At 52.6% G+C, this 14,515-nt stretch carries 10 protein-coding genes; 6 read left to right on the plus strand and 4 right to left on the minus strand.

Translation table 11 applies throughout. The features are described from left to right. Positions 1-410 precede the first annotated feature (410 nt). The 6 genes from caiT (at position 411) to caiE (ending at position 7,595) form a co-directional block, all read left to right on the plus strand. Positions 411-1,928: an L-carnitine/gamma-butyrobetaine antiporter gene (gene caiT, locus EOS98_RS18870; protein WP_000787073.1), complete on the plus strand. Its 1,518-nt coding sequence runs from the start codon at positions 411-413 to the stop codon at positions 1,926-1,928. 34 nt (positions 1,929-1,962) lie between these two features. After that, positions 1,963-3,105, plus strand: coding sequence for a crotonobetainyl-CoA dehydrogenase (gene caiA / locus EOS98_RS18875; RefSeq protein ID WP_000347134.1), 1,143 nt, complete (start codon positions 1,963-1,965; stop codon positions 3,103-3,105). Positions 3,106-3,216: 111 nt separating this feature from the next. Beyond that, positions 3,217-4,434 carry an L-carnitine CoA-transferase gene (gene caiB / locus EOS98_RS18880; RefSeq protein ID WP_001016212.1) on the plus strand — a complete coding sequence of 406 codons (1,218 nt, stop codon included), beginning with the start codon at positions 3,217-3,219 and terminating at the stop codon, positions 4,432-4,434. A gap of 62 nt (positions 4,435-4,496) precedes the next feature. Beyond that, positions 4,497-6,050 carry a crotonobetaine/carnitine-CoA ligase gene (caiC, locus tag EOS98_RS18885; RefSeq protein WP_126524292.1) on the plus strand — a complete coding sequence of 518 codons (1,554 nt, stop codon included), beginning with the start codon at positions 4,497-4,499 and terminating at the stop codon, positions 6,048-6,050. Between the two features lie 53 nt (positions 6,051-6,103). Then, positions 6,104-6,889: a crotonobetainyl-CoA hydratase gene (gene caiD, locus EOS98_RS18890; protein WP_127821198.1), complete on the plus strand. Its 786-nt coding sequence runs from the start codon at positions 6,104-6,106 to the stop codon at positions 6,887-6,889. 109 nt (positions 6,890-6,998) lie between these two features. Further along, a complete protein-coding gene (caiE, locus tag EOS98_RS18895) occupies positions 6,999-7,595 on the plus strand; it encodes a carnitine operon protein CaiE (RefSeq protein WP_094946925.1) in 597 nt (198 codons plus the stop codon). A gap of 77 nt (positions 7,596-7,672) precedes the next feature. On the opposite strand, the gene caiF is transcribed toward caiE, so the two are convergent. The 4 genes from caiF to dapB form a co-directional block, all read right to left on the minus strand. Next, positions 7,673-8,068 (minus strand): carnitine metabolism transcriptional regulator CaiF, encoded by a 396-nt coding sequence (gene caiF / locus EOS98_RS18900; protein ID WP_000333324.1) that lies wholly within the window; start codon positions 8,066-8,068, stop codon positions 7,673-7,675. Positions 8,069-8,341: 273 nt separating this feature from the next. Continuing rightward, a complete protein-coding gene (gene carB, locus EOS98_RS18905) occupies positions 8,342-11,569 on the minus strand; it encodes a carbamoyl-phosphate synthase large subunit (protein ID WP_094897763.1) in 3,228 nt (1,075 codons plus the stop codon). A gap of 18 nt (positions 11,570-11,587) precedes the next feature. After that, positions 11,588-12,736 carry a glutamine-hydrolyzing carbamoyl-phosphate synthase small subunit gene (carA, locus tag EOS98_RS18910; protein ID WP_126524293.1) on the minus strand — a complete coding sequence of 383 codons (1,149 nt, stop codon included), beginning with the start codon at positions 12,734-12,736 and terminating at the stop codon, positions 11,588-11,590. A gap of 861 nt (positions 12,737-13,597) precedes the next feature. Then, positions 13,598-14,419 (minus strand): 4-hydroxy-tetrahydrodipicolinate reductase, encoded by an 822-nt coding sequence (gene dapB / locus EOS98_RS18920; protein ID WP_000544037.1) that lies wholly within the window; start codon positions 14,417-14,419, stop codon positions 13,598-13,600. Between the last annotated feature and the right edge of the window lie 96 nt (positions 14,420-14,515).

The raw sequence follows: 14,515 nt of genomic DNA on the forward strand, positions 1-14,515 counted from the left end.
TTCGGAAATAAAACCTTAATCACCAATATTGAAAATGTCACACATTGATATTCGTAACTTTCAATAGTGTTACGCACCTCACCAATATTGAAAGAAATATGCCAAATATGAAAATTTTCAATATTGTTTGCTGGCTCAACAATATTGAACGTCAGATACTTAAAAAAGTTAAAAAACCACAACCAATTAATTGATAAATAAAGAAAAAAATCAAAATTTAGACACAAAATAATCAACGCAAAAAAGTGTGACGAAGATAACAGAATCACCCGAAGTGAATACCCATCATGAGTTACTCATTGAGGCGTCCCAGAGGTTAAAAACTTATCAACAAATCATTAATAATAAATAAACAAACGTTCATGGACTGGCACGCTAAATAAATTTCGTTTTCACACTGGAATTCACTTATGAAAAATGAAAAGAAAAAATCGGGAATTGAACCGAAGGTTTTTTTTCCGCCATTAATAATTGTCGGGATACTTTGCTGGCTAACAGTCAGAGATCTTGATGCCGCTAACGTCGTTATTAATGCGGTATTCAGTTATGTCACCAACGTCTGGGGTTGGGCATTTGAATGGTATATGGTCGTCATGCTCTTCGGCTGGTTCTGGCTGGTTTTTGGCCCCTATGCCAAAAAGAGATTAGGTGACGAAAAACCGGAGTTTAGCACCGCCAGCTGGATTTTCATGATGTTCGCCTCCTGTACATCCGCTGCGGTTCTGTTCTGGGGCTCTATTGAGATCTACTACTATATTTCCACCCCGCCGTTCGGCCTGGAACCCAATTCCACGGGCGCGAAAGAGATAGGCCTGGCGTACAGCCTGTTCCACTGGGGGCCGCTACCGTGGGCAACCTATAGCTTCCTTTCCGTGGCCTTCGCCTACTTCTTCTTTGTACGCAAGATGGATGTCATCCGCCCCAGCTCCACGCTGGTACCGCTCGTCGGTGAAAAGCATGCGAAAGGGTTGTTCGGTACCATCGTCGATAACTTCTACCTGGTGGCGCTGATCTTCGCGATGGGCACCAGCCTCGGTCTGGCTACCCCGCTGGTCACCGAGTGTATGCAATGGCTGTTCGGTATTCCGCATACGCTGCAACTCGACGCCATCATCATTACCTGCTGGATCATTCTGAACGCGATTTGCGTAGCCTGCGGCCTGCAAAAAGGGGTCAGAATCGCCAGCGATGTGCGTAGTTACCTGAGCTTCCTGATGCTCGGCTGGGTGTTTATCGTCAGCGGCGCCAGCTTCATCATGAACTACTTCACCGACTCCGTCGGGATGCTGTTAATGCACCTGCCACGGATGCTGTTCTATACCGACGCCATCGGTAAAGGCGGCTTCCCACAGGGCTGGACCGTTTTCTACTGGGCGTGGTGGGTTATTTACGCCATCCAGATGAGTATCTTCCTGGCCCGTATTTCCCGTGGTCGTACCGTACGTGAACTGTGCTTCGGGATGGTGATGGGTCTGACCGCGTCTACCTGGATCCTGTGGACAGTGCTGGGCAGCAACACGCTGCTGCTGATGGATAAAAACATCCTCAACATTCCGCAACTGATTGAGCAACACGGCGTGGCGCGCGCCATTATCGAAACCTGGGCCGCCTTGCCGCTCAGCACCGCCACCATGTGGGGCTTCTTCATCCTCTGCTTTATTGCCACCGTCACGCTGATTAACGCCTGCTCTTACACCCTGGCGATGTCGACCTGTCGTGAAGTTCGCGATGGTGAAGAGCCGCCTCTGTTAGTGCGTATCGGCTGGTCGGTGCTGGTCGGTATCATCGGTATCGTTCTGCTGGCGCTGGGTGGTTTGAAGCCGATTCAGACCGCGATTATCGCCGGAGGATGTCCGCTGTTCTTCGTCAACATTATGGTGACGCTGTCCTTTATTAAAGACGCCAAAGTGCACTGGAAAGACAAGTAATTCTTATTAACCCAATTGATCAAGAGGCTGAAAGATGGATTTCAACTTAAATGACGAACAGGAGCTGTTTGTCGCCGGTATTCGCGAACTGATGGCCAGTGAGAACTGGGAAGCTTATTTTGCCGAGTGCGATCGTGACAGCGTCTACCCTGAGCGTTTTGTAAAAGCGCTGGCGGATATGGGTATTGATAGCCTGCTGATCCCGGAAGAACACGGCGGTCTGGAAGCGGGTTTTGTTACCGTCGCCGCCGTCTGGATGGAGCTGGGACGTCTTGGCGCGCCAACTTACGTGTTGTACCAATTGCCAGGAGGTTTTAACACTTTCCTGCGTGAAGGGACTCAGGAGCAAATTGATAAAATCATGGCGTTCCGGGGCACCGGTAAGCAGATGTGGAACTCTGCTATCACCGAACCGGGAGCGGGATCGGATGTTGGTAGTCTGAAAACCACTTATACACGCAAAAATGGTAAGGTTTATCTTAATGGCAGTAAGTGCTTTATCACCAGTAGCGCCTATACCCCGTACATCGTGGTCATGGCGAGAGACGGTGCATCGCCGGATAAACCGGTTTACACCGAGTGGTTTGTGGACATGAGCAAAGCGGGTATCAAGGTCAACAAACTGGAGAAACTCGGTCTGCGCATGGATAGCTGCTGTGAAATCACCTTTGACGACGTTGAACTGGACGAGAAAGACATGTTCGGTCGGGAAGGTAACGGCTTCAACCGCGTGAAAGAAGAGTTTGACCATGAACGCTTCCTCGTCGCGCTGACCAACTACGGTACCGCAATGTGCGCTTTTGAAGACGCTGCGCGTTACGCGAATCAGCGCGTGCAGTTTGGTGAAGCTATTGGCCGTTTCCAGCTGATTCAGGAGAAGTTTGCGCATATGGCGATCAAACTGAACTCCATGAAAAATATGCTGCTGGAAGCCGCGTGGAAAGCAGATAACGGCACTATTACCTCCGGCGACGCGGCAATGTGCAAATACTTCTGCGCCAACGCCGCGTTTGAAGTGGTAGACACCGCCATGCAGGTACTGGGAGGTGTTGGTATCGCGGGCAACCACCGCATCACGCGTTTCTGGCGTGACCTGCGCGTTGACCGTGTTTCTGGTGGTTCTGACGAAATGCAGATCCTGACGTTGGGTCGTGCGGTACTCAAGCAATACCGCTAATCGATCCCTTGTAGGCCTGATAAGACGCGGGGCGTCGCCATCAGGCAATCATGCCGGATGGCGCTGTGCTTATCCGGCCTACATACCGCAAAAAATGCCAGGAGAAAAATGATGAATCATTTACCAATGCCAACCTTTGGCCCGCTTGCTGGGGTACGCGTTGTTTTTTCAGGAATCGAAATCGCCGGTCCATTCGCCGGACAGATGTTCGCCGAATGGGGCGCCGAGGTTATCTGGATTGAAAACGTCGCATGGGCCGATACCATCCGCGTACAGCCTAACTACCCGCAGCTCTCACGCCGCAACCTGCACGCCCTGTCGCTGAATATTTTCAAAGATGAAGGTCGGGAAGCGTTTCTGAAACTGATGGAAACCACCGATATTTTCATTGAAGCCAGTAAAGGCCCGGCCTTTGCCCGCCGTGGTATTACTGATGAAGTGCTGTGGGAACATAACCCGAAACTGGTCATTGCCCACCTTTCCGGCTTCGGCCAGTATGGTACCGAGGAGTACACCAATCTTCCGGCGTATAACACCATCGCGCAGGCATTCAGTGGTTATCTGATCCAAAACGGCGACGTTGATCAGCCGATGCCAGCCTTCCCGTATACCGCCGATTACTTCTCCGGGATGACCGCGACGACAGCCGCGCTGGCAGCCCTGCACAAAGTACGCGAAACGGGTAAAGGTGAAAGCATCGATATCGCCATGTACGAAGTGATGCTGCGCATGGGTCAGTATTTCATGATGGACTACTTCAACGGCGGCGAAATCTGTCCACGTATGACGAAAGGGAAAGACCCCTACTACGCCGGTTGCGGCCTGTATAAATGCGCCGATGGTTACATCGTCATGGAGTTGGTCGGCATCACGCAAATCAACGAGTGTTTTAAAGATATTGGCCTGGCCCACATTCTCGGTACGCCGGAAGTTCCGGAAGGCACGCAGCTCATCCATCGCGTGGAATGCCCTTACGGCCCGCTCGTCGAAGAGAAACTGGACGCCTGGCTGGCAACACACACCATCGCCGACGTTCAGGCGCGCTTTGCTGAGCTGAATATCGCCTGTGCGAAGGTGCTCACCATTCCGGAACTGGAAGGTAACCCGCAGTACGTTGCCCGCGAATCGATTACTCAGTGGCAAACAATGGACGGTCGCACCTGTAAAGGGCCGAACATCATGCCGAAATTTAAAAACAACCCGGGGAAAATCTGGCGTGGCATGCCGTCACACGGCATGGATACCGCCGCCATTCTGAAAAACATTGGTTATAGCGAAGCAGATATTAAGGAACTGGTCGGCAAAGGCCTGGCCAAAGTTGAGGATTAAACGCGATGCGCTAATCGGTTTTCCGATTAGCGCTCACGCCTGATTTCAGTGGATAAAGCAATATGGATATCGTTGGCGGACAAAACTTACGTCAGATGTGGGACGACCTGGCCGGGGTGTACGGAGATAAAACGGCGTTAATTTTCGAATCCTGTGAGGGAATCGTTCGGCAGTTTAGCTATGCTTCGCTCAATGAAGAGATTAACCGCACGGCGAACCTTTTTTATTCCTTAGGGATCCGCAAGGGTGATAGGGTCGCGCTGCATCTGGATAACTGCCCGGAATTCATCTTTTGCTGGTTTGGACTGGCAAAAATCGGCGCCATTATGGTGCCGATTAATGCCCGCTTACTGGGCGAAGAAAGCGCCTGGATCCTGCAAAACAGCCAGGTGAGTCTGCTGGTTACCAGCGCCCAGTTTTATCCTATGTACCGTGAAATACGCCAGGACAATAGCACTCCGCTTAATCATATCTGTCTGATTGCCGAGCAGCTTCCGGCTGACGACGGCGTGAGTCACTTTACCCAACTGCAATCCCGCCAGTCCACCACGCTGTGCTATACGCCCGCGTTATCCACTGACGATACGGCGGAAATTCTGTTTACCTCAGGCACCACCTCACGGCCTAAAGGGGTGGTAATTACCCACTACAACCTGCGTTTTGCAGGCTACTACTCTGCCTGGCAAATCGCCCTGCGCGATGATGACGTGTACATGACGGTGATGCCCGCTTTTCATATCGACTGCCAGTGTACCGCCGCAATGCCAGCCTTTTCCGCCGGCAGCACCTTTGTGCTCCTGGAAAAGTACAGCGCCCGGGCATTCTGGGATCAGGTACGTAAATATCAGGCTACGGTGACCGAGTGCATCCCGATGATGATCCGCACGCTGATGGTCCAGCCCGCCGCACCAACGGACAGGCAGCATCACCTGCGCGAAGTGATGTTCTATCTCAATTTATCCGAGCAGGAAAAAGACGATTTTACCGAACGCTTTGGCGTCAGGCTGCTGACCTCTTATGGTATGACTGAAACCATTGTCGGAATTATTGGCGACCGTCCCGGAGACAAACGGCGCTGGCCCTCCATTGGTCGCGTGGGTTTTAGCTATGAAGCTGAAATTCGCGACGATCAAAATCGCCCGCTGCCCGCCGGAGAAATTGGCGAAATCTGTATTAAAGGCATCCCCGGCAAGACTATCTTCAAAGAGTATTACATGCAGCCGGAGGCAACCGCCAGGGCGCTGGAACCAGAGGGCTGGTTACATACCGGTGATTCGGGTTACCAGGATGAGGATGGCTATTTCTATTTTGTCGACAGACGCTGCAACATGATTAAACGCGGCGGGGAAAATGTCTCCTGCGTCGAGCTGGAAAATATTATTTCTGCGCATCCGAAAATTCAGGACATTGTGGTGGTTGGTATTAAAGACGCGATCCGTGATGAGGCCATTAAAGCGTTTATCGTCCTTAATGAAGGTGAAACATTAAGCGAAGCCGAGTTTTTCAGCTTTTGCGAAAACAATATGGCGAAATTCAAGGTTCCCTCTTTTATGGAGATCAGAACTGACCTGCCACGCAACTGTTCAGGAAAAATAATCAAAAAAAATCTGAAATAAACCTTCCGGCAGGAATCCCTCCCGCCGGGAAACTATTTATCTGGAGATGAACTATGAGTGAGTCATTACATCGGACCCGTAACGGCCCGATCCTGGAAATTACCCTCGACCGACCTAAAGCGAATGCCATTGACGCCAAAACCAGCTTTGCAATGGGTGAAGCTTTTCTTAATTTCCGTGACGATCCGGAATTACGCGTAGCAATCATTACCGGCGGCGGGGAGAAATTCTTTTCTGCTGGCTGGGACTTAAAAGCGGCAGCGGAAGGTGAAGCGCCGGATGCCGATTTTGGTCCCGGCGGCTTTGCCGGTTTAACCGAAATATTTGACCTCGATAAGCCGGTTATCGCCGCGGTGAACGGCTACGCGTTTGGCGGCGGTTTTGAGCTGGCGCTGGCGGCGGACTTTATTGTCTGCGCCGAAAACGCCAGCTTCGCGCTGCCGGAAGCAAAGCTCGGCATCGTGCCTGACAGCGGCGGCGTATTGCGTCTGCCTAAGCTGCTGCCACCGGCTATCGTCAACGAAATGGTAATGACCGGCAGACGAATGAGCGCCGAAGAAGCGCTGCGTTGGGGGATCGTGAACCGCGTTGTCAGCCAGAGCGAACTGATGGATAGCGCGCGCGAACTGGCGCAACAACTGGTCAATAGCGCCCCGCTGGCTATCGCGGCGCTGAAAGAGATTTATCGCGCGACCAGCGAAATGCCGGTAGAAGAAGGCTACCGCTACATCCGCAGCGGCGTGCTGAAGCATTATCCGTCGGTACTGCATTCAGAAGATGCGCTCGAAGGACCGCAGGCATTTGCCGAAAAACGCGATCCGGTGTGGAAAGGTCGTTAATGTGACTATGCCGGATGGCGCTTCGCTCATCCGGCCTACAGCACATGCGCAACCGTAGGCCGGATAAGGTGTTTACGCCACCATCCGGCAAAAAAACCGAGGTACAACTATGAGCTATTACGCCTTTGAAGGACTGATCCCGGTGGTGCATCCGGACGCGTTTGTCCATCCCAGCGCCGTGCTGATTGGCGATGTCATCGTGGGCGCCGGTGTTTATATTGGCCCACTCGCGTCATTGCGTGGGGATTATGGTCGCCTGATCCTGGAGGCAGGCTCTAATCTGCAGGATGGCTGCATTATGCATGGCTACTGCGATACCGATACCATCGTGCATGAAAACGGCCATATCGGCCACGGCGCTATTCTACATGGCTGCGTGGTGGGACGGGACGCCCTGGTCGGCATGAATAGCGTCATTATGGACGGCGCAGTGATTGGCGAAGAGAGCATTGTCGCCGCCATGAGTTTTGTCAAAGCCGGATTTCAGGGTGAGGCAAGGCAACTGCTGGTGGGGTCACCTGCGCGCGTACTACGCCAGGTTACGGACCAGGAGCTGCACTGGAAACGCCTCAATACCAAAGAATATCAGGATCTTGCGATCCGTTGTCGAACGGGGTTATCTGAAACGAAGCCGTTAACGCAGATCGAAGAAAACCGACCGCGCCTGAAAGGCACGACGGACGTGAAGCCAAAATCAGCACAGTAATTGATGCCGGATGCGCTCACGCTTATCCGGCCTACGCGTCAATTACCGTTTACCCCGCCATCAGGTTAAACAGACAATTAGCGACGCATACTCTTGGAGAGCATCATCTGCCATTTCTGCTCACGGTTTAGCTCTGTGGGGGGAACGGCAGACAGCCGCGGCGCTTTCGCCACGCTCACTTTTCTTTCCTGCAAATTATGATTCAATCGGCGATAGAGTTGAGAGTCGATACTCACGACTTTCACCAGACGCTGGCACTGGCAGCCTCGTCCTGCAATTTGGTTAGGGATCATCTTCACTTCACAAACAATTTCCCCCACTTCTGACAGAATATAGGAGAGCGTATTAATTGCTTTGCAATGTTCAATATCAAATTGACGGGAAATCTCCCTGGCAGTGATCCATCGGTTCTCTGCCATCATCCAGTCAGCAATTAACAAATAAAGCGGTCTTTCAACATATTTTTCACACATAAGCACACCATTTCACAAATTAAAAATCTGGCTACGGCCTGTCCAAACTAATAAAAACTAAGCCATATTAAAATTGTGGATATGCAAGATAGTATGCGACTTAAATATTGATTAGTGTGAGCAATATCGTGCTTATTACATTGAAAATGTGGTTACGGAAACGGACTTCTCCAGGAATGACCTTACGCAAGATAAAAAAAGGGTTTCTTTACAGAAACCCTTTCAACATTATATTACAGGTCCGGTTAGAGCAATATCCGCCGAACCCTTTGTTTACGACTTTTTGATCTGCGCGTGCATTTCCTGCACCGAGGTTACCTTCTCGGTGGCATCAGCATTGAGCGCCATCGTCGTGGCAAAACCGCCGTTCAGCGTGGTGTCATAATGCACTTTATACTGCAGCGCGCTGCGGCGAATCACCCTGGAGTCTTCAATCGCGCGGCGACCTGCGGTGGTGTTGATGATGTAGGTGTATTCGCCATTCTTGATACGGTCCTGAATGTGCGGACGACCTTCATGCACCTTGTTCACCAGACGCGGGTTGATACCGGCTTCGCCCAGCACAATCGCGGTACCGTGGGTGGCATCCAGCTCAAAGCCCTGTTTCAGCAGCTTGGCGGCGAGATCCACCACGCGCTCTTTGTCGCCTTCGCGGACGGAGAGCAGCGCACGGCCCTGTTTCTTCATGGTGGAGTTACTGCCCAACTGTGCCTTGGCGAACGCTTCCGCAAAGGTACGGCCCACGCCCATCACTTCCCCGGTGGAGCGCATTTCCGGCCCTAACAGCGGGTCAACGCCGGGGAATTTATTGAACGGCAGCACCACTTCTTTCACCGAGTAGTACGGCGGGATAATTTCTTGGGTCACGCCCTGCTCGGTCAGCGATTTGCCGGCCATCACGCGCGCCGCCACTTTCGCCAGCGGCACGCCGGTGGCTTTAGAGACGAACGGTACGGTACGCGCCGCACGCGGGTTGACTTCAATCAGGTAGACTTCGTTGTCCTTGACCGCAAACTGCACGTTCATCAGGCCGCGCACCTGCAACTCGAAGGCCAGCTTCTGCACCTGCTGGCGCATCACGTCCTGAATTTCCTGGCTCAGCGTGTAGGCTGGCAGGGAACAGGCGGAGTCGCCGGAGTGTACGCCCGCCTGCTCGATGTGCTCCATGATGCCGCCAATCAGCACCATTTCGCCGTCGCAGATAGCGTCCACGTCCACTTCAACCGCGTCATCAAGGAAGCGGTCCAGCAGCACCGGCGCATCGTTAGAGACGCTGACCGCCGTCTGGAAGTAGCGACGCAGATCGGCTTCGTCATAGACAATTTCCATCGCCCGGCCGCCCAGCACGTAAGAAGGACGTACCACCAGCGGGTAGCCGATCTCTTTCGCTTTTTCGACAGCCTGTTCAATGGCGGTGACGGTGGCGTTGGCCGGTTGCTTCAGCTTCAGACGGTCAACCGCATGCTGGAAGCGCTCACGGTCTTCCGCGCGGTCGATGGCGTCCGGGCTGGTGCCGATAACCGGCACGCCTGCCGCTTCCAGCGCGCGCGCCAGCTTCAGCGGGGTCTGGCCGCCGTACTGCACGATAACGCCTTTCGGCTTCTCGATGCGCACGATTTCCAGCACGTCTTCCAGCGTCACCGGCTCGAAGTACAGACGGTCGGAAGTGTCGTAGTCGGTGGAGACGGTTTCCGGGTTACAGTTGACCATAATGGTCTCGTAACCGTCTTCGCGCAGCGCCAGCGAGGCATGGACGCAGCAGTAGTCAAACTCGATGCCCTGGCCGATACGGTTCGGGCCGCCGCCGAGGACCATGATTTTATCGCGATCAACGGATGGGTTCGCTTCGCACTCATCTTCATAAGTGGAGTACATGTAGGCGGTATCGGTGGCGAATTCCGCCGCGCAGGTATCCACACGCTTGTAGACCGGGTGCAGGTCATACTGGTCACGCAGCTTGCGGATTTCCGCTTCACGCACGCCCGCCAGTTTCGCCAGACGCGCATCGGCAAAACCTTTACGCTTGAGCTGACGCAGGAAGTCGGCGTTGAGGCCGTTAATGCCCACTTCCGCCACTTTCTCTTCCAGACGCACCAGCTCTTCAATTTGCACCAGGAACCAGCGGTCGATGTTGGTCAGGTTGAACACGCCATCCACAGACAAGCCTGCGCGGAAAGCATCGGCGATATACCAGATACGATCTGCGCCCGCATCTTTCAGCTCGCGGCGGATTTTGGTCAGCGCTTCCGGGTCGTCGAGGCTGACTTTCGGGTCGAAGCCGGTGGCGCCCACTTCCAGGCCGCGCAGCGCTTTTTGCAGGGATTCCTGCTGAGTGCGGCCAATCGCCATCACTTCCCCGACCGATTTCATCTGGGTGGTCAGACGGTCGTTAGCACCGGCGAATTTCTCGAAGTTAAAGCGCGGAATTTTGGTGACAACGTAGTCGATAGACGGCTCGAAGGAGGCCGGAGTACGCCCGCCGGTGATGTCGTTCATCAGTTCGTCAAGGGTGTAACCCACCGCCAGTTTGGCGGCTACTTTGGCAATCGGGAAACCGGTGGCTTTCGACGCCAGCGCCGAGGAGCGGGATACGCGCGGGTTCATTTCGATAACGATCAGACGACCGTTTTTCGGGTTCACTGCGAACTGGACGTTAGAACCACCGGTTTCGACGCCGATTTCACGCAGCACCGCCATCGAGGCGTTACGCATGATTTGGTATTCTTTATCGGTCAGAGTCTGCGCGGGCGCCACGGTGATGGAGTCGCCGGTATGGATGCCCATCGCATCGAAATTTTCGATGGAGCAGACGATGATGCAGTTGTCGTTTTTATCACGCACCACTTCCATCTCGTACTCTTTCCAGCCGATCAGCGACTCATCAATCAGCAGCTCGTTGGTTGGCGAGAGGTCCAGACCGCGTTCGCAGATTTCTTCGAACTCTTCACGGTTGTAAGCGATACCGCCGCCGGTGCCGCCCATGGTAAAGGACGGACGGATGATGCACGGGAAGCCCACGTCAGCGGCAACCGCCAGCGCTTCTTCCATAGTGTGCGCGATACCGGAACGCGCGGTGTCGAGACCAATTTTCTTCATCGCGATATCGAAACGACGACGGTCTTCGGCTTTATCAATGGCGTCGGCGGTGGCGCCAATCATGGTGACGCCGAACTCTTCGAGCACGCCCTGCCGCTCCAGCTCCAGCGCACAGTTCAGCGCGGTCTGGCCGCCCATGGTCGGCAGCACTGCATCCGGACGCTCTTTTTCGATGATTTTGCGTACCACTTCCCAGTGAATCGGCTCGATGTAGGTGGCATCGGCCATTTCCGGGTCGGTCATGATGGTGGCCGGGTTAGAGTTCACCAGAATAACGCGATAGCCCTCTTCGCGCAGCGCTTTACACGCCTGAGCGCCGGAGTAGTCAAACTCACACGCCTGACCGATAACAATCGGGCCCGCGCCCAGAATCAGGATACTTTTTATATCTGTACGTTTTGGCATGGCTCTTATTACTCCTGATTATTTCGCGGACTGACGGTATTGCTCAATAAGCTCGATAAAGTGGTCGAACAGCGGCGCCGCATCGTGCGGGCCGGGGCTCGCTTCTGGGTGTCCCTGGAAGCTGAACGCCGGTTTGTCGGTACGATGAATACCCTGCAGGGTGCCGTCGAACAGGGATTTATGGGTTACGCGCAGGTTGGCTGGCAGCGAGTCTTCATCAACCGCAAAGCCGTGGTTCTGCGCGGTGATCATCACCACGTTTCTGTCCATATCTTTTACCGGATGGTTGCCGCCGTGATGGCCGAACTTCATCTTAACGGTCTTCGCACCGCTCGCCAGCGCCAGCAGCTGATGGCCGAGGCAGATGCCGAACACAGGAATGTCGGTCTGGAGGAATTTCTTAATCGCCTCGATGGCGTAGTCGCACGGAGCCGGGTCGCCAGGGCCGTTCGACAGGAAGATGCCGTCCGGATTCATTTTCAGCACCTCTTCAGCAGAGGTTTGCGCTGGCACCACCGTCAGGCGGCAGCCGCGATCCACCAGCATGCGCAGGATGTTGCGTTTGGCGCCGAAATCATAGGCCACCACATGGAACGGCAGGTCATCCTCAAATTTCGCTTCCGGTAAACCGTCTTTCAGCGTCCAGCTACCCTGCGTCCAGCGGTAAGTTTCCGTCGTGGTCACTTCTTTCGCCAAATCCATACCGTTAAGTCCAGGAAATGCTTTCGCTTTTTCCAGCGCCAGCTTCGCATCCGGGCTATCGCCTGCAATGATGCAGCCGTTCTGTGCGCCTTTCTCACGCAGCAGTCGGGTCAGCTTGCGGGTATCGATATCAGCAATCGCCACAATGTTATGGCGTTTGAGGTAAGAAGAGAGGTCTTCTGTGTTACGGAAGTTGCTGGCAATCAGCGGCAGATCGCGAATCACTAAACCTTGCGCATGAACCTGAGAAGATTCTTCATCGGCTTCATTGGTGCCGACATTACCAATATGGGGATAAGTAAGAGTGACGATTTGGCGGGAATAGGAAGGATCAGTGAGGATTTCTTGATAACCGGTCATTGAAGTATTGAAAACGACTTCCCCAACCGCCGAACCCGTTGCCCCAATGGCCCGACCGTGAAACTGGGTTCCGTCTTCCAGAACCAATAGCGCTGACTTAATCAAAACACCCTCCAGAGAATATTCACTCACTTTATTTGCATATTAATTCATTCAGTCAGTATGAAGCAATGCAAATTTGCTTACCCGTGGATTTCTGGCAAACGGCGGCATTCTGAAGTTAAGCCGGATAAAAGTCAACTTAAAGAGGGTATTTTTTATGTTATTTTGCACATTATAAGGAAGTTATTCTGTTTAAGAGGCAAAAAGATCAACTAAGTGACGATAGAAAACGCTTGCGCTTCCTTTAGTTCGCAAAAAACTGGCCGGCATGATAAAAAGTGGACCAAATGGTCAAATTTCACATCAAAACAACAAAAAACAACGATAAAAATTCATTTAATAATCATTAATACCATTAAATGCATAAAAATTCAAAATAAAGCAAATTAACGACAAAAATAATTTAAAAATCAAGTTGTTATGAAAATAAAAAACAAATCAAACAAATCAAAAAATCGACAAAAAACAGCAAATTAAGACAATGTAATAAGAATTACAATCGCGATATAAAGATCCAACTTCTTTTTCTTTAAGACTAGCGCATAAGATTGGAACACAACCAGCCTCACTACAGCATAAAAAAGCTAACCCATTGAAGTAAAAGAGATAAAATGCCCCGAGGAACAGCACTCCCCCTCCGATGGATATCAGTCTTATTAGTCTGGTCGAGGTGCCTTTTGCATACGGTAAGCCACTGCGGCAGAACATGTCGTGGGCGAAGAAACTGTCGAAACATGAATGGCGAAAGGCGTTATTTATCTGACCGAATAACCGGGGGGCAAAAAACAAAAGGGCAATAATATATTGCCCTTTGTAATCAATTAATCTTGATTACCACAACCACATCACGAAGGTATTTAGTCGCTATAATACATCCAGCCCCAGCACATCCCGCATGTCAAATAGCCCATTTTTCTTCGTTTTTAGCCATAACGCCGATCGCAACGCGCCATTTGCAAACGTCATGCGGCTGGAAGCTTTATGCGTAATCTCTACGCGCTCGCCAATATCGGCAAACATCGCGGTATGTTCGCCGACGATGTCGCCCGCCCGAACGGTCGCAAAGCCAATCGTGCCCGGTACGCGCTCGCCGGTATAACCTTCACGCGAGTAGACCGCGCAGTCCTTCAGATTTTTATCCAGCGCCCCGGCGATTGCCTCGCCCATTGCCAGCGCCGTACCCGACGGTGCATCCACTTTATGGCGGTGGTGCGCTTCAATAATTTCAATATCGCTATAGTCGCCCATTACCTTCGCGGCTTTCTCCAGCAGCTTGAGCATGACGTTAACGCCGACGCTAAAGTTTGCGGCGAAAACGATCGCAATCTCTTGTGACGCCTCGCGAATGGCTTGTTTACCGGCGTCGTCAAAGCCGGTAGTACCAATCACCATCCCTTTACCATGCTGGCGGCAAAACGCCAGATGCGTCAACGTGCCTTCCGGACGGGTAAAATCGATGAAAACGTCAAAATCATCTTTTACCGCCTCAAGGCTGCTTTGAACGATCACGCCGGACTTTCCCACCCCCGCCAGTTCGCCAGCATCGCTGCCCAGCAAGGAAGAGCCTTCGCGCTCCAGCGCGGCACCCAGCTGAACACCTTCCATCGCCATGGCGGCCTGGATTAACTGCCGTCCCATGCGGCCACCGGCGCCGGCAATGGCGACGCGGATTTGTGCTTCATGCATAGCTATTCTCTTTTGTAAAAATTGCGTAAACCGTTTTCAGAGTAACCAGCGCGCCCGGAGGCCGCCATCTAAAATCGCCGATAATTAGAAATTAAT

Source organism: Salmonella sp. SSDFZ69 (assembly GCF_004010755.1).
GTDB lineage: Bacteria > Pseudomonadota > Gammaproteobacteria > Enterobacterales > Enterobacteriaceae > Salmonella > Salmonella enterica.